At 27.8% G+C, this 22341-nt stretch carries 20 protein-coding genes and 1 riboswitch; of the genes, 1 reads left to right on the top strand and 19 read right to left on the bottom strand.

The features are described from left to right. Window positions 1-28: 28 nt before the first annotated feature. The 18 genes from ABHC41_RS00115 to ABHC41_RS00200 all read right to left on the bottom strand — a co-directional run bounded on the left by ABHC41_RS00115 (window position 29) and on the right by ABHC41_RS00200 (window position 21288). A complete protein-coding gene (locus ABHC41_RS00115; protein ID WP_330678045.1) occupies window positions 29-697 on the bottom strand; it encodes an iron-containing alcohol dehydrogenase in 669 nt (222 codons plus the stop codon). Window positions 698-1068: 371 nt separating this feature from the next. After that, window positions 1069-1440: a hypothetical protein gene (locus tag ABHC41_RS00120; protein WP_271891822.1), complete on the bottom strand. Its 372-nt coding sequence runs from the start codon at window positions 1438-1440 to the stop codon at window positions 1069-1071. A gap of 503 nt (window positions 1441-1943) precedes the next feature. Continuing rightward, complete coding sequence (locus ABHC41_RS00125) at window positions 1944-3203, bottom strand: cytochrome P450 (RefSeq protein WP_271891824.1); 1260 nt, start codon at window positions 3201-3203, stop codon at window positions 1944-1946. Between the two features lie 148 nt (window positions 3204-3351). Then, window positions 3352-4794, bottom strand: a complete 1443-nt coding sequence (locus tag ABHC41_RS00130) for a PLP-dependent aminotransferase family protein (RefSeq protein ID WP_271891825.1) — start codon at window positions 4792-4794, stop codon at window positions 3352-3354. Window positions 4795-4816: 22 nt separating this feature from the next. Next, a complete protein-coding gene (locus ABHC41_RS00135) occupies window positions 4817-5641 on the bottom strand; it encodes a hypothetical protein (RefSeq protein WP_271891826.1) in 825 nt (274 codons plus the stop codon). 99 nt (window positions 5642-5740) lie between these two features. Continuing rightward, window positions 5741-6640 (bottom strand): D-alanine--D-alanine ligase, encoded by a 900-nt coding sequence (locus ABHC41_RS00140; protein WP_271892069.1) that lies wholly within the window; start codon window positions 6638-6640, stop codon window positions 5741-5743. Between the two features lie 284 nt (window positions 6641-6924). Continuing rightward, window positions 6925-7632, bottom strand: coding sequence for an MIP/aquaporin family protein (locus tag ABHC41_RS00145; RefSeq protein ID WP_166505228.1), 708 nt, complete (start codon window positions 7630-7632; stop codon window positions 6925-6927). Window positions 7633-7758: 126 nt separating this feature from the next. Next, window positions 7759-8193: a heme-binding protein gene (locus ABHC41_RS00150; RefSeq protein ID WP_271891827.1), complete on the bottom strand. Its 435-nt coding sequence runs from the start codon at window positions 8191-8193 to the stop codon at window positions 7759-7761. A gap of 14 nt (window positions 8194-8207) precedes the next feature. Then, window positions 8208-8564: a glycerol dehydratase reactivase beta/small subunit family protein gene (locus ABHC41_RS00155; protein ID WP_271891828.1), complete on the bottom strand. Its 357-nt coding sequence runs from the start codon at window positions 8562-8564 to the stop codon at window positions 8208-8210. Window positions 8565-8574: 10 nt separating this feature from the next. After that, complete coding sequence (locus ABHC41_RS00160; RefSeq protein ID WP_271891830.1) at window positions 8575-10392, bottom strand: diol dehydratase reactivase subunit alpha; 1818 nt, start codon at window positions 10390-10392, stop codon at window positions 8575-8577. Between the two features lie 22 nt (window positions 10393-10414). Further along, window positions 10415-10837, bottom strand: a complete 423-nt coding sequence (locus tag ABHC41_RS00165) for a diol dehydratase small subunit (RefSeq protein ID WP_195237064.1) — start codon at window positions 10835-10837, stop codon at window positions 10415-10417. 20 nt (window positions 10838-10857) lie between these two features. Next, window positions 10858-11421: a propanediol/glycerol family dehydratase medium subunit gene (locus tag ABHC41_RS00170; RefSeq protein ID WP_092926344.1), complete on the bottom strand. Its 564-nt coding sequence runs from the start codon at window positions 11419-11421 to the stop codon at window positions 10858-10860. Between the two features lie 13 nt (window positions 11422-11434). Continuing rightward, on the bottom strand, window positions 11435-13099 hold the full coding sequence (locus ABHC41_RS00175; protein WP_166505226.1) for a propanediol/glycerol family dehydratase large subunit: 1665 nt from the start codon (window positions 13097-13099) through the stop codon (window positions 11435-11437). A gap of 181 nt (window positions 13100-13280) precedes the next feature. Continuing rightward, a complete protein-coding gene (locus ABHC41_RS00180) occupies window positions 13281-14285 on the bottom strand; it encodes a PocR ligand-binding domain-containing protein (RefSeq protein ID WP_166505225.1) in 1005 nt (334 codons plus the stop codon). Between the two features lie 135 nt (window positions 14286-14420). Continuing rightward, window positions 14421-17645 carry a DEAD/DEAH box helicase gene (locus ABHC41_RS00185; RefSeq protein ID WP_271891833.1) on the bottom strand — a complete coding sequence of 1075 codons (3225 nt, stop codon included), beginning with the start codon at window positions 17643-17645 and terminating at the stop codon, window positions 14421-14423. 143 nt (window positions 17646-17788) lie between these two features. Next, window positions 17789-18496: a metal-dependent hydrolase gene (locus ABHC41_RS00190; RefSeq protein ID WP_271891834.1), complete on the bottom strand. Its 708-nt coding sequence runs from the start codon at window positions 18494-18496 to the stop codon at window positions 17789-17791. A 183-nt stretch (window positions 18497-18679) separates the two neighbouring features. Continuing rightward, complete coding sequence (locus tag ABHC41_RS00195; RefSeq protein ID WP_271891836.1) at window positions 18680-20008, bottom strand: NCS2 family permease; 1329 nt, start codon at window positions 20006-20008, stop codon at window positions 18680-18682. A 79-nt stretch (window positions 20009-20087) separates the two neighbouring features. Next, window positions 20088-20188: riboswitch (purine riboswitch) on the bottom strand. Between the two features lie 137 nt (window positions 20189-20325). Then, window positions 20326-21288, bottom strand: a complete 963-nt coding sequence (locus tag ABHC41_RS00200) for a GIY-YIG nuclease family protein (protein WP_271891838.1) — start codon at window positions 21286-21288, stop codon at window positions 20326-20328. 126 nt (window positions 21289-21414) lie between these two features. Here ABHC41_RS00200 and ABHC41_RS00205 point away from each other — a divergent pair, with 126 nt between their 5' ends. Continuing rightward, window positions 21415-21873 carry a hypothetical protein gene (locus tag ABHC41_RS00205; RefSeq protein ID WP_271891839.1) on the top strand — a complete coding sequence of 153 codons (459 nt, stop codon included), beginning with the start codon at window positions 21415-21417 and terminating at the stop codon, window positions 21871-21873. Window positions 21874-21898: 25 nt separating this feature from the next. Here ABHC41_RS00205 and ABHC41_RS00210 read toward each other — a convergent pair whose 3' ends face one another. Next, complete coding sequence (locus ABHC41_RS00210) at window positions 21899-22318, bottom strand: hypothetical protein (RefSeq protein ID WP_271891840.1); 420 nt, start codon at window positions 22316-22318, stop codon at window positions 21899-21901. Between the last annotated feature and the right edge of the window lie 23 nt (window positions 22319-22341).

Here is a 22341-nt window from a genome sequence, read left to right on the forward strand (position 1 = left end):
TCCTTAGGTTATATATTAATATTTATATTTATTCCATAGATAATTTAAGTATTTCTTTTATTTCTTCATGAGTAGCAGTTATTGGATTAGTTAAACCACAAGCATCTTTTAATGCATTAGCTGCTAAAGTGTCAAAATCTTTTTCTTTCACTCCAAGTTCTTTAAGTCCTGTTGGTATATTTACAGCTTTTGATAATTTTTCTATAGCATTTATACAAGCATTAGCTCCTTCTTCATCATTCATATTAGATACCTCTATACCCATAAACTTAGCAACATCTTTTAATCTATTTGCACATACTTTAGCATTAAACTTCTCAACTCTTGGAAGTAATACTGCATTACATACTCCATGAGGTGAATCATAAAATCCACCTAATTGATGAGCTATAACATGAACATACCCTAATGATGTATTGCTAAATGCAACTCCTGCTAAACACTCAGCATATGCCATATTTTCACGAGCGATTAAATTTTGTCCATCATTAACTGCGCATATTGGAGTCATATTTTTCTCTACTAAAGCCATTTTAACATGTCTTTCTTCATCTGTTATTATAGAGAATATTGTTAACTCACTACCTGTTCCTGCTGTTGTGTTTACACATATTAGTGGTAATTGAGGTAGTTTTGATTTATTAACACCTTCGTAATCTTTTATTTCTCCTCCATTAGTTGCAAGTATAGCTATTATAGATCATAAAAAGATAGTTGGGCCTATACTATCTAGTAATATTAATAATTTAAGTTTATGCTGTAATAACTTATTTAAGTCTTTGAATTTAAAAGAAGTAGGATATGAATTTATTGCTCAAGGTTCATTATTTAATAGGAATTATATTAAATAATGAACTATATATTCTTAATAGCAATATTTTCTATAGATATACTTTTATTATTAAAGCTTTTATTGTTACATTTGGTAATTATATCGACTGAATAACTTTCGCTATCTTCAAAAACTAAGACGTGTTGTTGATTTAATTGTATAGTTAAAGGTTCTGTTTGAGTAATATAAATATCAAATATATTATGAATAAGCTTTATATCATTATTAGTTAATGGTCATCTTACTATAACTTCACTTATACCAATGATATCATTGTCTCTGCTATTTGGAATCATATATTCATTCATAAACTTTCGAGATTTTTCATCATTCATTTGTTGAAATCCAATTTGCAATGGAACTCCTTCAAAAAAATTAATATAACTATTTTGCCAAGGCATAGTTCTTGTAAGCATGTTGAAAAACCATTTAAATTTTAAATGCTCAGGTTTTGTAATTTCAATACTTTTTTTATTTAATAAGTTATAAACTTCATCTATATTAACTACATCTAACATAATACAAATTAATCCTCTATGCCCATTGTTGTATAAATCTACCCATTCAGTTTTCCAACCACCTCCATCAGATCTTAAAATATTTATCATCTCAAAATATTCATTTCCAATCCATAAGTTAGAGGCTTTGTTAATAATAATGATATAATTTTTTTCAAGATATTATCCTCCTTATCTCACTATCTTAATTACATATTTTATTTTCTAATTACATTGTAATCATAATACGTATCAAAAAGTTTGAATTTTAGAAATATATTTTAAAATTAGTATAAAATAGGAGCATCTGCTACTATTTTTTATTTAATTATTAATAGATTTAACAAACTCTTCTAAAAATTTAAAATCTATGTTTTTACCAATAATGTTGTATCTAGATACAGTGCTATAACTTAAACTTTTAGCTTTGCCCAGTATTATTTCTAGTAATATACTTTCTTAAAATATGACTATTTTCACTTTTTATTAATTTGTAATTGTGATTACTTTTGAAGTAGAAAATAAGGAGGAACGATTCGTTCCTCCTTGTAGTTTTAGAATTTATAAAGTTTGATTATTTTAATTTTATTCTATTATAATCAAACATTAAGAAACTAAATTTTTTGTTTAATATTCCTCATTACAAATCCACTTTTAGGCAACGTAGGTATCCTTTCTAGGCTATAACTTAAATCCTGATCAGGTACTTCAAACTCAATACTATTAATAAGGAAATCAATACTAGCTTTCATGATTTCAATTGTAATTTTTTCTCCTGGACAGCGATGACCTTTTGCAGGATCTCCGCCACCTTGAGGAATAAAATCAAATAAGCTCTCATTACGCTCTTTAAAACGCTCTGGTATAAATTCAAAAGGCTTCTCCCATATTCTTGAATCATGATTTGTACCATAAATATCAAGAATAACAAGCATATCTTTTTTAAATTCGTATTTATTCCAAGAAAAATCCTTTTTTACTCTTGCCCCTAAAAATGGCCCAAATGGGTAATAGCGTCTAACTTCTTGCACAAACATTTCAAAATCTTTACTGTTACCAGACAAAAGTTTTTCTTTACACTCTGGGTGCTCATATAAAGCTAAGGCCGAAAATGTAATGAATGTTGAGATAGCAACAATTGGACGTAGTATGTTGATAAGTTCCACCGCAGCAATTTTAGTATCTAGTTGACTACCATCTAACTCTCTATGAAAAGCCATAGCATAAAGTGCTGAGCTTTCTTCAACCTTAAGCTTACCAGAACGAACATCTTCTATGACTTTTTCTATCCACTCTTCGGCTCTAGATCTAGCTATTTTACCTTTCCAATATCGTGGTCCTACTGCTCCAAGAGCATCAACCATTGCACTAAAATCCTCTGCTCTCTCTTTTACCTCAGATTCTAAGAGAGGAACCCCAGCCCAATTACATGCTACCCAGCATAAAATATACTTTGCCTCATCAAAAAGTACAATCTCCTTATTACCTTCCCATTTACTAATTGATGATTGCAATTTATCCATTAGAAGTTTTGAAATTTGATTTTGATGATGTGAGTTAGTCAATGACATGAAAAGATTTTTACGATGCCTATGTGATTCTCCATCCATAGACTGTACACCACCTATACCAAACAATGTTTTTTGTACTCGTTTTGGAGCAGCACCATTTCGCTTAAATAATTCTGAATCGTAAAAAATCCTTGCTGCTTCTTTTCCAACTATACAGATTGCTTTTTCTCCTAGCAAATGTGTCTCAAATATATCCGACTGATATTTATCTACCCTATTTTTTATAAATAGATATGCCTCCTGGGACATAGCTATAGTATGGTCAATACCTTTATCGTGAGGAACTTGTTCTTTAATTGGCATTATCTTATATACTCCTTTATATTACATGTTTTAAAATCGCTTTGCTCTTTTATTTTTTCCATACCAATTATAAGCTATTCTACTTGTTTATAAAGATATAATAAATGAGGGTGTTCTATATAGCTTATTTTTTAATTTCACTTTTTTATTACCTAAGCTTATCTATAACAGAGCCAATTATCTTGATTCCTTTTTCAATATCCTCAAAATCAAGCCTTGAAAAACCAAGTCTTAATGTATCATGTCCACTATCATCTATATAGAATACATCTCCACACATAAATATAACACCTTTTTCATAACATCTAGATAATAATTCTCTACTATTTATATTATCTAATTTTAAAAATATATGAAGTCCCCCTTCACCCATAATATAATCTGTATGTATATATTTTTTAACACATTCTAGTGCAAATTCATATTTTTCTTTATAGAACTTTTTTATTTTTTTCATATACTTTTCAAAAGAGCCATTATTTAAATAATCATACAAAATAGCTTGGTCTAAAAAAGATACATGAATATTTTTACATCTTTTAACACTTTCTAATTTACTTATAATACTCTTATCCGCTAATATCCAACCTATTCTCATACCAGGAAAAAGTACCTTTGAAAAACTTCCTATATACAATACTCCATTAGATGAACCATCAAGGGCTGCAATTGGACATATATGAGAACCTGTATGAAGTAATTCTTCATTAAATCCATCTTCTATTATAGGTACATTATACTTTTTCATAAGATTATATAATTCATATCGTTCTTTGTGTCTCATGACTATACCCGTTGGATTGTGATAAGATGGAACTACAAATGAAAGCTTAACATCATTATTTTTAAGCTCTTTTTCTAAAACCTCTAAGTCCATTCCATTGTTAGTCATAGGAATTCCTACTATATTTAAATCATAAACCTTAAAAAGCTTTATAGCAGTATTGTGAGTAGGATTTTCACATATAATAGTGTCTCCTGATTTAGTAAGTGAAGATAGTATTATATCAAGCCCTTCTGTAAATCCATTAGTTATTAGTATGTCTTTATTAGAAGTATCAACTCCCTTATCCTCCATATATGAAAGTAGATAGTTAATAAGTGGTTGATATCCTTTTGCATAGCCATAGTTAAGTAGCTTATGACCTTCAAGGCTTATTCTATTTAAAAATGATTTTTTTATTTCATCAATGTCAAATAGTTCTCCTTGAGGAGATATGCTTTTAAAAGATATTAACTCCTTCTCCCAAGGTATTTCACTTTTTACTATATCAAGTTCTTCGCATAAATTTGCGTAGTTATTATACTTTTCATCCCAATTTATATTCCAAGTATTTTCCTTATGTTCATTAGATATACTTACAAAAGTTCCCTTTCCTTTTTCAGAGTGTATAACTCCTTCAGCTTTTAAATCTTCAAAAGCAGATATAACTGAATTTCTACTTACATTTAGTATTTCACTAAGCTCTCTAGTAGAAGGAAGTTTACTTCCTTTAGTAAGCATTCCTTTTGATATCATATCTTTTATGTTATTTTTTATTTGTATATATATTGGTTCTTCATCATTAAAATCTATATTTGAAAATATCAAGTGTTATATCACCTCTATCTTATTAATTATTTAAAATCCTATTTAAAAGGAAAGTTATAACTAATGTAATTAGTGAAAATATTAGCCCAATCATTAAAAAAGATATTGTGTATATGTTAAATTTTATAATTGAATCTAATAAAAAAATACTTTCATTTTTTAACATTGTACTAATTATAGTTAGTATTATAGATATAATGTAGCATATAACTAATCCATTTAAACTTCCTTGTATATCTTTTTTACTTAATGTCATATGAGTTGAAATAAAGTAAACTAATATAAGCATTATTATATGACCAATACTAAAAATATTTTTAGTTAGAAACATACTATCTATTATTACTTTTGTTTGTAATAATAAAATATTTATTATACTATTTATATCTATATTATTTAAACTATTTAAATACTCTATAACATTTATATTATTTATAAGATCATTATAAGTATTAGGAGTTAAAGCCATCATTATTAACCATATTAAAGCTGTTCCAAATATCATAGGTGCTATTCCTATAAAAAAGTCTCCTGCTCTTTGATACAAACTATTTGATTTATAAGAATGCTTAACGTATCCAAATACTCCATCTGAAAGTGCTTTTTTAGGTCTAAATAATTTAAAATCAACTATTTTATGATTAAATATTTTTGCCATTATCATATGACTTAACTCATGTACTACCGTTCCTATATATCCTGTAATTACTAGTCCTTTAAATCCAAATGTAGATACTATAAGTCTTTCATTTATAATTTGAATTACATTAAATATAAATCCAAAAACTATAAAAGTACCTAAAATTCCAAATAGATTTTCAAGGCTAGTTATTAAAATATCTATCATTTAATCACTCCTTTTTAATCTTATCCATACAACAAACATAGGAGGAACGATTCGTTCCTCCTTATAGTTTTAGAATTTATAAAATTTTATTAATTATTTTTAAGCTAATGAATATTCTATTATCTTATCTATTAACTCACTATACTCTATACCTCTAGCTTTTGCGCTTTGAGGTATTAAACTAGTAGCTGTCATTCCTGGTAATGTGTTAAGTTCTAAAACGTAAGGTACTCCTTCACTTATTATAACATCAACTCTCACATAAACTCTACAGTTAAAAGCATCCCAACATTTTTTAGAAACTTCATTTACTTTTTCTTGTAAATCTTTATCTAAGTATACTACTTCTTCTTTTGCACCTTTTCCACCTTGTGAGTATTTAGCTTCATAGTCAAAGAATTCATTTTCTGTTTTTATAGATATTGTAGGGAATACTTCTCCATTTAATATAAATGAAGTGTATTCTTCACCTTTTATATATTTTTCTATCATAGCTTCTTTATCATATTTTAATACTTCTTTAACTGCGTCATATATTTCACTTTTATCTTTTATTAAAAATGTTGCTACGCTAGAGCCTCCACTATTTGGTTTTATAAATAAAGGATAACCTATTTCTTCTATTTTGTCATAATCTATTTTATCTAAATCTTTTACAGTAGTCCAAGGAGCTGTTGGTATGTTTCCTTCTTTTAATATTTTTTTACTCATATTTTTGTCCATACATAAACCACTAGTTAAAGGTCCACATCCTGAGTATGGTATATCCATTGCTTCAAGTATTGCTTGAACTGTTCCGTCTTCTCCAAATTCTCCATGTAATGCAAGTAGTGCAAAATCTAATCCTTTTGCTTTTTCAAATATATCTTGTTTTGAATCTAGTATTACTTCTACTACTTCATATTTATTTTTATCTATACTACCTAGTATTCCTCTTCCTGATTTTAGTGATACTTCTCTTTCTGAAGATACACCACCCATTATAACTCCAACTTTCATCATTTTATCCATCTCCTATATGTCAATTAGTTCTTTTCTTGTTTATATTAAGATTATATGATTAAATGAGCTTTATTTAAAGTACCACATATATATAAGTTTTAAGTAGTAGTGGTACCACTGTTATTTTCATATAAAAAGCCATATATAAGTATGAATATATTTCTACTTATATATGGCTTTTATTTAAATTAATATTATTTGCAAAGTTATATTAAGCATTGTTTAGTTTATTTTTATTACTAATACAACATTTATTTTAGTATATACATCTATATTTAACATTAAAATATCATATTGTAAATAAATGCTGAAACTATAGCTCCACATATAGGTGCTATAACTGGTATTGGAGCATATTGCCAGTCAGAATCTCCTTTATTTGGAACTGGTAGTATAAAATGTGCAAGTCTTGGCCCTAAATCTCTAGCTGGATTTATAGCATATCCTGTAGGTCCTCCTAAACTTAAACCTATGCCCCATACTACTATACCTACTGCAATCGGACTTATTCCTTCAGCTAATGGATATGCTCCTATACCTAATATTGCAAACATTAATATAAAAGTTCCTATAAATTCAGTTATAAAGTTTGACTTTAAGTTTCTAACTTCTGGAGCTGTACAAAATACACCTAATTTAATACTTTTATCTTCAGTTAATTTAAAATGGTCATAATAAGAAATTAATACTAATGAAGCTCCTATAAATGCTCCTATAAATTGTGCTATTAAATACATTGGAACATCTTCCCACGGAAACTTTCCAATAGATGCAAGAGCTAATGTTACTGCTGGATTAAAATGAGCTCCACTTATATTACCAAACATAAATACTGGTATGGTAACTGCAAATGCCCACCCAGCTGTTATAGATATTATTCCACCATTTACACCTTTTGTTTTTTTAAGTATTACATTAGCTACAACTCCGTCTCCTAGTAATACTAATATCATCGTTCCTACTAATTCTGCAAAAAATCTTAAATCCATAATATTTCTCCCATTAAATTCCCCCCTCATTTCTGAAGGGGGATAATACTAGCTAATAATGATACATAAGCCATATTTATTCTAGCTTATAAATTCTCACAAATATCAACTGCTTGTCTTATGTTATTAGCTATTAACTTTATGAAAAGCATCAACAGCAGCTTGTGCTATTAATCTATCTTCTTCTACTGATCCTCCACTTACACCTACAGCTCCTACAACTTGTCCATCTACTACAATTGGTAGACCTCCACCAAAAGGAACTATCCTAGCATTGTTTGTAAGTTGAAGTCCATATAAAGATTCTCCTGGTTGAACAACTTCACTTATCTCATGAGTTCCTTGTCTTAGACAAGCAGCTGTAAATGCTTTGTTTATTGATATTTCTATACTTGTTATAAAAGCATCTTCCATTCTATGCATTAACATAAGGTTTGCACCTTTATCAACTGCTGAAAATACTACAGGTACATTTATTTCTAAAGCTTTTTTTTCTGCTGCTTTAGCCATTTCTTTAACTATTTCTAAGCTTAATTCTTTGTATTCATTTAATTTTTTCAAGTAATATCACCTCTTTATATTTTCTTAAGTTCAATTCCTTTAACTAATCTTGCTCCGTTAGCTCCTAAGTTTCTAAAATCTTTTAATTCTTGATTAAAATCTATGCAAAATAATGGTTTATCTTTTTTTAATTTATTAGTGGTTAAGATTATCTTTTCTTTATTTATACCAATTCCTATAGATAACCTAGATTTTAAAGATGCTTCATGACTTAAAGTTTCAGAATCGTCAAATTCCATTTGTTTTACTATATACGGAATTTCTTCTTCTTCTATTCCCCACAAAACTTCCTTAAATTCATCTATATCTGTATCAGCTGAATGATATACATATATACTAGGTGTATCTAAATCATAACTCTTTATAATCATAGCTTGCTCCTTATTTAGATGCTAATATAAGTCCTGTTGCTACTGCATTTCTTGGACCTTCTATTCCTCTTATATTTCCTCTACCTGCTACAACCCCATAGTGAGATAGTGCATCAGTTATAAGTTGTGGTACTTCAAAGTCTAGGGATGAGCCTCCAACTAATACTACAAATTCAATATCTCTAATATTGCCTGTAGGAGACACTATACTAAGTGATCTTAGACAGTTAGTAACAAACACTTTTTCTTTAGCTAATCTTCTTATATTTTTTATTTTTTCAACTGAATTTTGACCATCTATAGGAATCAGTTCATTATCTTTTATAATTACAACTTTTGCAAAAACTGATGGGTCTAGTGGTTTTTCAAAAAATTCTACACTTCCATCTTCATGTCTTATATTAAATAGCGATTCTACCTTTGCTAAAGAATACTTCTTTATATCTTCAGCTGTTGAAAAATCTTCAAGACCAAGTTCTGATTTTATAAGCATAGTTACCATATTTCCTGCACCTGCTAAATGTATTGATTTAACTTCACCTTTATTGTTCATTATAGAAGCATCCGTTGAACCTGCTCCCATATCAAGTATTGCAAGAGGTACGCTAGTACCTGGAGTTGTTAATGCTCCTTTTATAGCAACGTCAGCTTCTACTCCACCAACTTCTACTTTTATCTTTAGCTTTTCTTCAAGTTCATCTGCTATCATTTGCATTTGAAGTTTATCTGCTTTAACCATAACTGCTATTCCTACGGCATTTTCCATTGAAAACTCTTTTGCAAGACCACCCTTTACTTTTTGTGGTATGAATGTGTCTACAGCTAATAAGTCTTGTATTTTAATATCACATATGTTTTGATTAGTAAGCTCACTCATTACTTGCCTTACTCTTTCAATCATTCCACCTGCATTAGTTCCAGCTTCACCTTTTATATCACAAACTGGTAAACTTAAATTAACTCCATCCATTATCTTCTTAGCACCTTGGTCAACATCAACTATTTCTTTTCTTCTTTCCCCTTCGATAATTATCTTACCAGCAGGAATTTTTTTCTCCTTAACATCCCCTTTAGGAGTCTTTATAACTACTGCAGATCTATTTCCTATAAGGGCTCTAGATATAGGAACAATCATCTTAGTTTCTTCAGAAGTTAAATTAAACACAGTCGCTATTCCATAAGGATTTGACAACTTATCTATAACCTTTCCTTGCATAGCAACTTCAACTGCACATAGCATTCCTATAGGTACTTTTTCAAGTAGAGTTACTTCATCTACTATTGGTATTTTTTTATCTAACCTATTATTTATTAATACTGCATCATCTCTTTGAACAATGGCACCAGTTATATTTATTCCTCTTTCAACTGCAAAATTTATTCTATATGATGCTTCTAAAAAATTTATATCTTCTAACACAAGAGGAATATAACTTTCTTTTAAATCTATATCTTCTAAATTTTCTAAATCTCTTATATCTATGGTTTTACCTATACCTAAACCTTCTCCACCAGGTGTAGCTGGGTTATGCCCTATCATAGTTGATTCAGTTATTATAGTTTCAGTTATAGTTTCCATAGCTACATCTCCTATAACTGGAGCTGCTTCATTTATTTTTACTAAATCTAAATCTTCCATTTTTAGCTTTGCATTATTAAGAGCAATATTTAAAGATGAAATTACACCATTTATATTCTCTTTTGTTCCTTTTATTCCACTAGTTGGGACAATACTACTAGAAATAAAATCTACTTTATCATCATAAACTTTTGCAAGTGCTACTTCAGTAGTAGCATTTCCAATGTCTACACCTGCTATTATTTTCATTTTGCTTACATCCTTTTATTTATTATTCTATTCTTAGTTTTTTTCTAACTTCATAAACCTCTGCCGCTTCTCTTATAAAGTCTGCATTTACTTTAGCGTCATAAATGTTTTCAAGTTCATCAGCTATTTCAAGTAATTCTTCTTTTGTAGATCTAAAAGGTCTTAATGCATTATATATTTCTAATATTCTTTCATCAGGAACACTTATAAGTTCACCTGCTCTTCTAAAATTTCTTGCTATTGCATTTCTATTCATTCCTTCAGCTATTTGAGCTTGCATTTCTAAAGTTTCTTTAGATATTCTTATATCTTCAGGCTTTATATCTTGTGACATAACACTTTCTAATGTTATATCTTCTAGTTTTTTACCTGTTGGAGTCTTTATAAGATTTGGTATCTTAGTTGCTAAAGGATAATCCTTAGGTGTTATTCTATTTTTTTGCATGAAATTTCTCCTTTCTATAATTAGAATTTAACTTTTATCTCATTTGGTTTTTTATTTTCTATAATATGTTTCGTTTCCTTTATATGAAGTAATGCAGCTATTGCCATAAACTTTGGTCTAGCCATTTGATCATTTTTAGTTGGTACTGGATTTGGTGATTCTCCCTTTGCGTATTTTGCTGCATTTTTTCCTATTGCTCTAAAAGTATCTAAATCTAAAAGAGGTGCTTGTGGAAAAAGTTCTACATTGTTTAGTGGAAGTAAATCCTTTTGATGTATAACTGTTGTTCCCTTAGATTGAATACCTATACCAATTCCTGAACCACTTAATTTCGCAGCATCATTTGCCATAAATGAGACATCAGAAGTTCTTAGTATTCTAACAACACGAGCATGTAATCCCTCTTCTTCTATACCTGCTATAAGTTCTCTTAATACTTCATCATGTTTTATATTAACTATAGTTTTAGTTTGATATTTTAAAAATGCAGGTCCTATCCCTATAACTACTTCATCTGATCTTGTTCCAACACTAGCTTCTCCCATTTCTTCTATTTGAAGAGTTGGCATTATAAACTTATCCATCTATATCAACTCCTTAATCTATATCTTCTGGTTTTATTACATTAGGTATATTCTTTATTTCATTCCATCTTTCTTCACTTAATCTATATCCTGTTCCAGGACCTTTATAGTCATTAATGTCATTAACGGCACTTATAACATCAAAGTTTTCATCTAATATAGCTGATGTTTGTAAATAATCTCCTGTAACTCTTTGCTTAAGCATGTTTAATACATTATTTGCAACATCATCAAATCCATGTTTACTTAACGCTTTAACTATATCAAGTCCAGTTATTTTATTTTTTAACATTTCTTCTGCTGCTTTTAAATCTTCAACTATGTTTCTTTCTGGCATATCTTTACTTCCATGTGCATAAGTTGCAGCTTCTACCTCTTCATCAGTTACATCAGGGAATCCTAATTCCTTAAATACTGCTTGTATAGCTTTTGCTGCTTTATTTCTGATAGCTATTATTTCCTCTTCACTTACTGGTCTAAGTCCACCATCTACCATTAAATCTCTTTGAAGTATATTATAATCATCAAAATCTTCTGCATCGAAGTTTGATCCAGCGAACATATTATCATAGTTTGGAACTGCACTATATCCTGAGAATATAAAGTCCGTTCCTGGAAGCATTTGCATTAAAGTTCTCGCAGTTCTTCTTATATCAGAATGTGAGAATGTTTGATCATTTGCAGATGCTACTTCTATATCTAACATAGATGCAATTAGATTTTCTGCAAGTACAGCTCTTATTCCTGATGGAACAGCTCCTGTCATACCTATACAACTAACAGCTCCATTTTGAAGTCCTTGAACTCCAGCACCTTTAGTTATATATATACATCTTGCTTCTAAATAAAGCATTGATTTACCTTCTGCATATCCCATTAATGCTTCTGATCCAGTACCTGATGTATATCTCATTTTTAATCCTCTCGAAGCATAAGCAGATGCTAAAAATGCTTTTGACCAAGGTGTATCATCTCCATCTGTAAATACTGACTCTGTTCCATATACTGAAACTGTTTCAGCATAACTTGTAAGACCTCTCATTCCTAAGTCAAGTTCTGTAGCTTCTTCAACAGAACATTGAGTTAATATCCCTCCACGGCCAACTTGAGAACCTACAAGTATAGCTAATGCATTAAAAGGTGCATATCTAACTATTGCAACAGTAGTTTCTTGTTCTGAAAATCCTCTTTTTGCTGCTTCTGCTGCATCTGCTGCTATTTGAACTGGATTGTCTTTTAGGTTAGTTACATGGCATTGATTTGACGGAGTTTTTCTTGCTCTAGTCTTTTGAAGTGCCATCATCATCTCAACAACATTCATATGAGATACAACTTCAACAATCTTAGCAGGTGTTATAGCTGTACTTATATCAACTATTTCCTCTCTTGAAACATTTATATCTACTAATTTTTTAGCTATTTCAACTGAATCTAAATTCATGTATTCTTCTGCTTTTTCTAAATTTATAGCGTAGTCTGCTATAAATCTATCTATCATATCAAAATCTTCTCTTTTTTTACTATCTAACTCAACTACCTTACCATTTTCTATCTTTATAGAAGGCTTTGGATCATTTGGGCTACCCATTGCTATTAATCCTTCATCTGCCCACTCTCCAATAAGACCATCTTGATTTACTGGGCGCTTAGCTAAAACTTCAAATCTTTTTGACTTCATATTCTCATCTCCCTTAGTTAAATCGTTTTCTCGGTTTCACTTGTTATAATTTTAACTTATTTTTATATTTATTCCATTACAATATTTTGCCTTTATATGTGATTTTTTTATCAATTTATACGTATTTAAATAAGATTATTTTGTCTTTTATGTATTTTTAAATAAAAAAATAGTCCTATATTTAAATAGAACTATTTTTAATATGTAAATCTCTATATTTTTTTGGGGTAATGTTTTCTGACTTTTTAAATACTCTTATAAAATAACCACAATCTTCAAATCCAAGATTTATTGCTATGTTATTAATTGGCTCATCTGTACTTACTAGTAATTCTTTTGCTTTAGATATTTTTTTAGAATTTAAGTAGTTTATAAAATTTAATCCAGTTTCTTTTTTAAATAACTTACTAAAGTAACATTGGCTTAAATTGCAAACAAGTGATATCTTATCCAAAGTTATATTTTCATTTATATTATTATCAATATATTCAATAGCTTGTATTATAGGTGACTTAATTTCATTTTCTTCGTTAATCTTTAAATTAACATTTTCATCTATGTTTTCTTCTTCTATTTCTATATTCACTTCTTCTAATTGGTTTTTCTTATTTTCTTCTTTTAATTTATGACTAGCTTCATTTAATGACATTTTAAGAATTGCTTCTTCCACTATATAGTTACTAATATGAAACATCATTTGTGCTATGGCTTTTATCTTCGTAATACTAACAACAGGTAAGTTTTTATATTCTTTTTCTAGCTCTTTTTTTAAATCTTCACCTAAATTATCAAAGTCTTTATTTACCCGTACAATTTCTTCTAATTCGATATTTTCATTATCTTCAAGTAGAACTTGACCAGCCATAACAGCACCTAAGTATTGATCTTTAACTATTATTGGTGCAGCAAAGTCTACTAAACCTTTATGGCATATATATATATATGAATTTTTCATTCTTACAGATTCTAGTCCACCTCTTGAATCACATTTTTCACAAATGGCTGAATATCTATCTATTTTTCTAATCATAGAACAAAATTTAGTACAATTACTATGATTTGTTATTGCCTTTCCCTCGTAATTAACCATTATTATAGCTATTCCTGTAGCTTGTGCTATATCATCTTGTATTTTTTGGAATGATTCTATGTTTATTATTTTTTCTAATGATAATGTATTGTTCAATGTGACACATCCTTTTTACATTTTATAGACTCTTTTTATGTCTTTATTATATTGTTATGTGCAAACTTTTTCAATACCTTAATACTAAGCATACTAAATAAGGAGGAACAATTCGTTCCTCCTTTAATGTATTATCTATAAACTAAATAGTTCATTAATATCCTCTTCACATAAACTAGATAATAATGAAGAGTTATTCATATCACCACTTATAATATTTTCAATTAAATCTTTTTTATCATCTTGAAGCTTTATAATCTTTTCCTCAATAGTTCCTTTAGCTATAAGCTTTATGACTTCTACAACATTTTTTTGACCAAATCTATGTGCTCTATCAGTTGCTTGGTCTTCAATAGCTGGATTCCACCAAGGGTCAAAATGTATAACAATATCTGCACTTGTTAAGTTAAGACCTGTTCCTCCTGCTTTTAGTGATATTAAAAATACTTTATCCTTATCACCTTCATTAAACTCATTAACAAGGCTTATTCTCTTGTTTGCACTAGTTGAACCATCTAAATAAGAATAATTTATATTCTCTTTATCTAATCTATCTCCTAGATTTTTAAGTACTGATGTAAACTGAGAAAATAGTAATATTTTATGCCCTTCATTTATATTTTCTTTTATTAATTCTAAACAAACATCAATTTTAGAACTTCCACCACTATAGTCTTCTATTAGTATAGATGGGTCTAGACAAAGCTGTCTAAGCTTTGTTAAATATGAAAATATGGTTATTTTATCTTGTTTGAACTCTTCATTTTCCCTTTTTTTGTTTATGTCATTTACAAGTGCTGTGTATGCTTTTTTCTGAGGTTTGTTCATTTCAACGAAGAACTTCTTCTCAATTTTTTCTGGCAATTCTTCTAAAACATCTTTTTTAAGTCTTCTTAATATAAATGGATTTATCATTTTCTTAAGTTCATCTATATTTTTATTATTACCTTTTATAAATTTTTCTTCAAAAGACCTTCTATTGAATAAATATCCTGGCATTAAAAAATCAAATATAGACCAAAGTTCTATTAAATTATTTTCAATAGGTGTTCCAGTTAAAGCAAATTTAACTCCTGCATTTATATTTTTAACACATTCTGTATTTTTAGCAAATGGATTTTTTATATTTTGAGCTTCATCTATTACTAAATAATCAAAATACATTTTTTCATAATACTCAAAATCATTTCTAAGAGTTGAATATGTAGTAAGTACTACATCTACTTCACTAATTTCCTTAAATAATTTAATTCTTTGATTTTTATCTCCATGCATAATTAGTACTTTCATACTTGGAGCAAAGTTTTCTATTTCATCCTTCCAGTTATGCACTAGGGAAGTTGGAGTTATTATTAGACTTTTTTTATTTTCCTTTGAAAGTAAAAAAGATATTGTCTGTATAGTTTTACCAAGTCCCATTTCATCAGCAAGTATACCACCAAATTCATAATGATTTAAAGTGTTAAGCCACTTATACCCATCTATTTGGTAATCTCTTAATATTGCATTTAGATTTTTAGGTACTTTAATATCTATACTATCAATAGTATTTATTTTATCTGATATTGATTTTAAATACTCTTTTCCGCTTATAAATTCTAATTCATCATTTTTTAAAAGTTCATTTAAATATATAGCTTTGTTATTATTTATCTTTAACTTACTACTACTTATATCTTTACTTAAATCACCAACTAATGTATCTAATAGTTTAAAAAATTCTTGTGCTTTATCATCTTTTAAATCTATTATAGTATCATTTTTTAACTTGTAAAATCTTTTCTTTTCCTTAAATGCTTTTAATATTTTTTTATACTCTTTTTCATCGACATTTTCAATATTAAAGTTAATTTCTAAGTACTTTCTATCATTATTTTCATTTATACTTGCATTTATATTTGGATTTATTATATTATATTTAAATTTATCAGAATAATAAACTTCACCAATTTCTTTTAGTTCTCTTATTTTATCGCTTAATAATATATATAAATCAAGTTCACTTCCTATAAATACAAACTTATTATCAGTTTCTTCTTCAAATTTTAAATTATTTAAAACTTCTTTTATATTATTTTCTTTGTTAACATCTCTTATTATATAGTAATCTTTATTTTCTTTTTCATTACCATATATAAATTTTAAATCAAGAATTATTAAATCTTTTTTTCTATCTAAGTAAATCTTAGTATTTAAATCTTTTCTTATCTTTTTACTTATGTTTTCATCAATTGATACATTTAAACTAGCTTGTTCTAACTTTGGTATTACTTTAGTTATAACTTCTTGTGCTTTTGATTTATCAAATTTTATACTATTATCTTCTTTTAAATGCTTATAAAAGTGCTTATATGAACTATATTGATTTATTGAAGGTAGGTATATATCTCCATTGTAGAAAAATACATCTGCCTTTTCATTTAAAGGAATTGGCATATTTTCATCACTACTTATAACTAATTTATCATTTTTATCTTCTATATTAAAAGATATTGGTAAGTCTTTATAAAGTATATTAGGTTCATATATTATGTCGTCTATTTTTATCTTAATTCTTTTATTTCCTAAAGTAGTTAAAAATCTTTTTAAAGAATCTCCAATTATATTTAAAATTTTTCCCTCTACTAATTCTATTTGATCTTTATCTTTTTGTAATACTTTAAATTGTTCGTTTATAGTTACCATTTCATCTATATATGAAGCTATTGCCTCATCTTGTGATGAAAAAGTATGTTTTTTAGGCTCATATTTAAAGTCTTTTCCATAAATTATGCTACTTCCAAATTTTCTAGCTTCTGTAAAATCACTTAGGCTTTTTAAAACATACATCTTGTTTTTTCCTATCTTAAATTCAACTTTTGCATATTGTTGATTTGTAGATGTATCTATTAATACCTCTAGATTTATTTTTTCTTCAGTCTCTATACTTTCAAGTATCATATCTTGTGGAGTTTTCTTTTCTATTATATCTATTGTTTCTATACTTTTTATATTTTCATGTAAAGTTTCAAGTGGAAACTCTTCTTTTGATTGTTTTATATCATAAATAGCTTCTAAAAATGTTGCTACTAAGTGTTTACACATATATGGATGACCATCAGGCTTTTTATTTTTAATATAATCATCACATGTGCAAGAGGTATCTTCAAGGGCTAAGTTTTCTAGATTTAAAGCTAATTCATTTTTATAGTCTATATATGCCTTAGATCCTTCTACTATTGAATGTATGCATATATATTTACCTTCTATAAATATATTTAGGTTGTATACATTTCCTATTTCATAGTATTCTTGTCCTCTACTCCATCTAGTTATATTAGTTATTTTTTTTGCATTTGAATTTATTTTATCTAGTATCACGAATTCACCCCTAACTACCTTTTACTATTTTGTATTATATCATACATTGCATTCTTTAATACGATATAAAAGGTCTACCCCAATAAATTAGGCATAGACCTTTTATATATTTTTAAATAACAATCTATATATTATATTAAACTTTAAGTAAACAATATAATTAAACAAAATATTGTTATAATATTACAAATTGCACTTACTATCCCTTCGTGCTTACCAGTTTTAATATTTGCCATACTTATTCTATGTTTGCTGTATGGGTAAAGTATTGGTACACCTGTTGGGTTTAGCATATCTAAAAGAAGATGACTAATATATCCAACAGTTACTCCCCAAGCAAATATGTCTAAACTATTATAAATCATATTAGAAAATATTGTACATAAAGCTATTAACACTATTAAAGATGGATATTCTAAATCTAATAACTTTTTTATTTTTTTGTTATGTACAAATTTAGGTCTCATTGAGTTTAGTGCTGTATCTAATGCTATCCATATTAAAAAACCACTAATTATTCCTATTGCTACTCTTGATGTTATGTCTTTAGTGTAGAAATTTTTAAGTATATATATGCCACCAAGGGAAAGTATAGCTACTATAAGTGCTGCTACTAAGGTATGTGTAAATCCTCTGTGTTCTGTATGCTTTGCTACAAATTTAGATATTGGCTTTAATTTTTTACCTACCTCACTACCTTTATGGTCTATATCTGGTAGTAATGCTCCAAAAGATGCTCCTGTAACTAACATTACACCTTGTTCTATTGATATATTTTTAAATCCCCCTAGTGCTACCACCGTAAGAGTTGCTAGCGCTACTCCACCACACTTATGTGTTGTTCCATTCATTATATTTCTCCTAGTCTATATACTATCTTTTATTTAGCTTATCCTAAAGCTATTAATTCTAATTTTAATACTTATATAATATACACATTAAAATCTACTTTAGTCAAATAATTATTATATAATAAAAGAGCTTCTTAAAATATTTAAAATTTTAAGAAGCTCTTTTAATTTTATTTAATTATATTAACTAAGCATTAAATTTAATACAGATAATGCTCCTATTATCCAAAGAGTTACACTAATCTTTTCAGTTTCCTTAGAAACAACATGCATTATAATGTATGAAATAAATCCAAAACATAATCCTATACTAATGCTATAAGTAAGTGGCATTAATAAAACTGTAACAAATGCACTAACAGCAATCTTGCTATCATTAAAGTCAACTTGTCTAATACTTGAAAACATAAATACTCCTACCATTACAAGTGCTGGAGATGCAGCATAAGATGGTACTACACCTAAAAGTGGTGTAAATAATAATGTTACTAAAAATAATGAAGCTGTAACTACTGATGCAAGACCTGTTCTAGCACCAGCTGCTATTCCTGCTGCTGATTCTCCAAAAGTAGTAACAGTACTTGTTCCAAGCATAGAACCTATTAAAGTAGAAGTAACATCTGCATATAACATTCTTGATAAACCTTTTATGTTACCATCCTTATCTTCAAGTCCCATTTGCTTACAACAACTTATTAAAAATGCTAAAGAATCAAACATATCTATAAACATAAATGAAAATATTGGTCCTATTAATGAAAATTTAAGTGCCCCTAATATATCAAGCTTAAAAGCAACTGGCGCTATACTTGGAGGAGCTGAAATTATAGATGTAGGAAGTTCTACATATCCTAATACTATAGATAAAACAGTTGTTACAATAATACTTATTAAAATTCCACCTTTAACTTTTTTAACTTCAAATATTCCCATTAAAACAAGTCCAAATAAAGCTATTAAAACTGTTGGTGTAAAATCAGCTAAAGCAACTAATGTATCAGGATTACCAACTATTACTCCCATACCTTTAAGTCCTACAAATGATAAAAACAATCCAATACCTGCAGCTGATGCTATACTAAGCTCTTTTGGTATTGCATCTGCAATATATTTTCTAACCCCAGTTACTGCTAAAATTAAAAATATTGTTCCAGATATAAATACAACTCCTAGAGCTTGTGTCCAATGAGTTCCCTCACCAATAACAAGTGAGTATGTAAAAAATGCATTAAGTCCCATACCTGGTGCAAGTGCAAAAGGTGCATTAGCTAAAAATGCAAATATTAATGTTCCAATGGCTGTAGCAAGTATTGTTACAGTTATAAGTGCTGATTTGTCCATACCTGCATCAGATAATATTGCAGGATTTACAAATACTATATAGGCCATAGTTAAAAATGTTGTAACTCCACCTATTACTTCAGTTTTTGCATTTGATCCACGTTCAGTGTATTTAAATATTTTATCTAAAAAAGATAAAGATGCCTTACTTTGTTGTTTTTGTGCTATCATACTTTCCTCCTAGATTTTAATTTTAAAAAAAGATATATATTCTAATTGAATAGAACATATATCTTACAAATCTAGTCTATAAGTATGTGTAGCTATTCATAGCAAACTCATTTACGGCGAGCTCGTAGAAACATATGGACCATATCACCATATTATACGAATAATATATCTATATTTTGAATTAATTATACATCATAACTGAATTTTTATCAATATTTTTATTTAAAAGTTTGTATTTTAAATAGAACTTTAGTTATATTTTGATATTTTAATATATATTTTTATATTATATTTCAAAAATTAAATTAAAATCCGAACTATTTTATGTAATTATAAATTATATTCATAAAATCTAAATCATACTTATCTACACACTCATTAATATCATCATTTATATAGTTTTTTTCATCTACATTCTCTTTTATATATTTTTCTTTGTCAATTTTATCAATTACATCTTTTTTAACTATCTCTGACTTTATTATTTTTCCTCTGTAGATAATATACATTTTATAAGTGTCCTCACTAACTTCATTTAATGCAATTTTTATATTTTTGTCTATACTACTATTTATTACTTTTTGCTTATTAATTAAGCTTTTTATCTTATCCATATCGTCTTTTATCTTAGATGCTTTTTCAAAGTTAAGACTCTCTATTTCTTTATTCAAATTATCTTTTAGTATGCTAAGTATATTATCGCTCTCACCTTTTAAATCACTTATTACTAATTTTATTATTTTATCATATTCATCTTTAGATATTTTTTCTCTACAAGGTCCTATACATTTATTTAAGTCATAGTTTATACACTTATTCATTTTTTTGCATCTTCTTAGTTTATAGTTTTCGTTTAGTATTTCTTTTATTTTCTCTAGGTTACTTAACTTTGTATATGGACCAAAGTATATGCTATTATCATCTATTTCTTTAGCTACTTCAAGGTATGGGTAGTCTTTATTTGTATCTATTTTTATATATGAGTAATTTTCATGGTTTTTCATTAGAGTATTGTACATTGGCTTTATTTTCTTTATATACTCACATTCTAGTAATAGTGCATCTAGTTCTGTATCTGTCTTTATTATTTCTATATCATGTATTCCCTTTACCATTCTTTGTATCTTTCTTGAGTGATTTTTAGAATTTGTAAAGTAGCTTTTTATTCTATCTTGAAGCTTTTTTGATTTTCCTACATATATTATGTTGTTGTTTTTATCTTTCATAAGATATATACCTGGTGTTTTTGGAAAGCTATTTATTTTTTCTTTTAAATTCATAATATCCTCCAATAGCTTATTTTTTATGATTATACAATAAAAATGTAGATAGTTTAATGATTTATTGATTTAAATGTCTTATTTTGTTAGACTATTATATATTATTGTTTAAAGGAAGGATATATTATGGGGAAAAAAATTTATACATTAGTAGTTATTGCTGTAGCTATAGTAATTATAGCTATTCCTGTGTACTTCATATATTCTATATTTTTTGTAAAGTCTACTTCTAAAAACTTTGAAACAACAGGTATTATTACTGAAATGGAGTATGAAGAGGGTAAATGGGAAACAAAAGAAGTTACTAAAAAGGTTAAGCAAGAAGATGGAACAACGAAAAAAGTAAAGGAAAAGAAAAAAATATACGATTATGAAGAATGGGACTTAGAAATTGAATATACTGATAGTGAAGGTAGGGAAAGAGTTTATAAAGAGGAGCCAATCGAAAAGTCTGATTTATATAAAAGCTTAGAAAAGAATAATTTAAAAGTTGGAGATAAGGTGAAATTATTAATTGAAGAACGTTTTAGAGGAGATTCATTGGTAGGAACAGATATAATAAGTGTAATAGAAGATAAAAAGTAAGGAGGAACGATTCGTTCCTCCTTATCTATATATTATCTGATATGTAGTCTACTATTTCACTTTTTATTATGTCATTTGATATTATATATGAAGATATCATGTGTTTAATATCTTTTTTTATCTTATGTTTGTATAGTTCATCTGAGTAGTTTAACATTTCACTTAAGTCCATGTTATCTATTATTTTATTTATTGCATCATAGTCTTTAACATTTTCTAAAGTTATTACTTTTTTTTCTGGAGAATATATAAATATATCCAGTCCATTTTCTCTATACTCTTCTATGTTTAGTTTGTTTAATGATATATGACCTTCTAGTAGTGAAAATACTGAGAATATATATCCTTCTTCTTTAAATGCTGTTTGTAGTGATTTTTGTATTAGTTTATCTATGTTGTCGTATCCAAAATCACATAAAATGATTTGCGCATTCTCTAATGTCATTTGTTGTTCCTGCCTTTTAATTT

The organism is Romboutsia sp. 1001216sp1 (genome assembly GCF_039841805.1).
Lineage (GTDB): Bacteria > Bacillota > Clostridia > Peptostreptococcales > Peptostreptococcaceae > Romboutsia_C > Romboutsia_C hominis.

Bases quoted from the DNA above. Each gene is read 5' to 3' on its own strand.
- ABHC41_RS00135 (WP_271891826.1), bottom strand. From the start codon at position 5,641: ATGATAGATATTTTAATAACTAGCCTTGAAAATCTATTTGGAATTTTA.
- ABHC41_RS00125 (WP_271891824.1), bottom strand. From the start codon at position 3,203: ATGCCAATTAAAGAACAAGTTCCTCACGATAAAGGTATTGACCATACT.
- ABHC41_RS00210 (WP_271891840.1), bottom strand. From the start codon at position 22,318: ATGACATTAGAGAATGCGCAAATCATTTTATGTGATTTTGGATACGAC.
- ABHC41_RS00195 (WP_271891836.1), bottom strand. From the start codon at position 20,008: ATGATAGCACAAAAACAACAAAGTAAGGCATCTTTATCTTTTTTAGAT.
- ABHC41_RS00200 (WP_271891838.1), bottom strand. From the start codon at position 21,288: ATGAATTTAAAAGAAAAAATAAATAGCTTTCCAAAAACACCAGGTATA.
- ABHC41_RS00205 (WP_271891839.1), top strand. From the start codon at position 21,415: ATGGGGAAAAAAATTTATACATTAGTAGTTATTGCTGTAGCTATAGTA.
- ABHC41_RS00175 (WP_166505226.1), bottom strand. From the start codon at position 13,099: ATGAAGTCAAAAAGATTTGAAGTTTTAGCTAAGCGCCCAGTAAATCAA.
- ABHC41_RS00165 (WP_195237064.1), bottom strand. From the start codon at position 10,837: ATGCAAAAAAATAGAATAACACCTAAGGATTATCCTTTAGCAACTAAG.
- ABHC41_RS00155 (WP_271891828.1), bottom strand. From the start codon at position 8,564: ATGATTATAAAGAGTTATGATTTAGATACACCTAGTATATATGTATAT.
- ABHC41_RS00160 (WP_271891830.1), bottom strand. From the start codon at position 10,392: ATGAAAATAATAGCAGGTGTAGACATTGGAAATGCTACTACTGAAGTA.
- ABHC41_RS00145 (WP_166505228.1), bottom strand. From the start codon at position 7,632: ATGGATTTAAGATTTTTTGCAGAATTAGTAGGAACGATGATATTAGTA.
- ABHC41_RS00120 (WP_271891822.1), bottom strand. From the start codon at position 1,440: ATGATAAATATTTTAAGATCTGATGGAGGTGGTTGGAAAACTGAATGG.
- ABHC41_RS00170 (WP_092926344.1), bottom strand. From the start codon at position 11,421: ATGGATAAGTTTATAATGCCAACTCTTCAAATAGAAGAAATGGGAGAA.
- ABHC41_RS00190 (WP_271891834.1), bottom strand. From the start codon at position 18,496: ATGAATGGAACAACACATAAGTGTGGTGGAGTAGCGCTAGCAACTCTT.
- ABHC41_RS00140 (WP_271892069.1), bottom strand. From the start codon at position 6,640: ATGAAAGTTGGAGTTATAATGGGTGGTGTATCTTCAGAAAGAGAAGTA.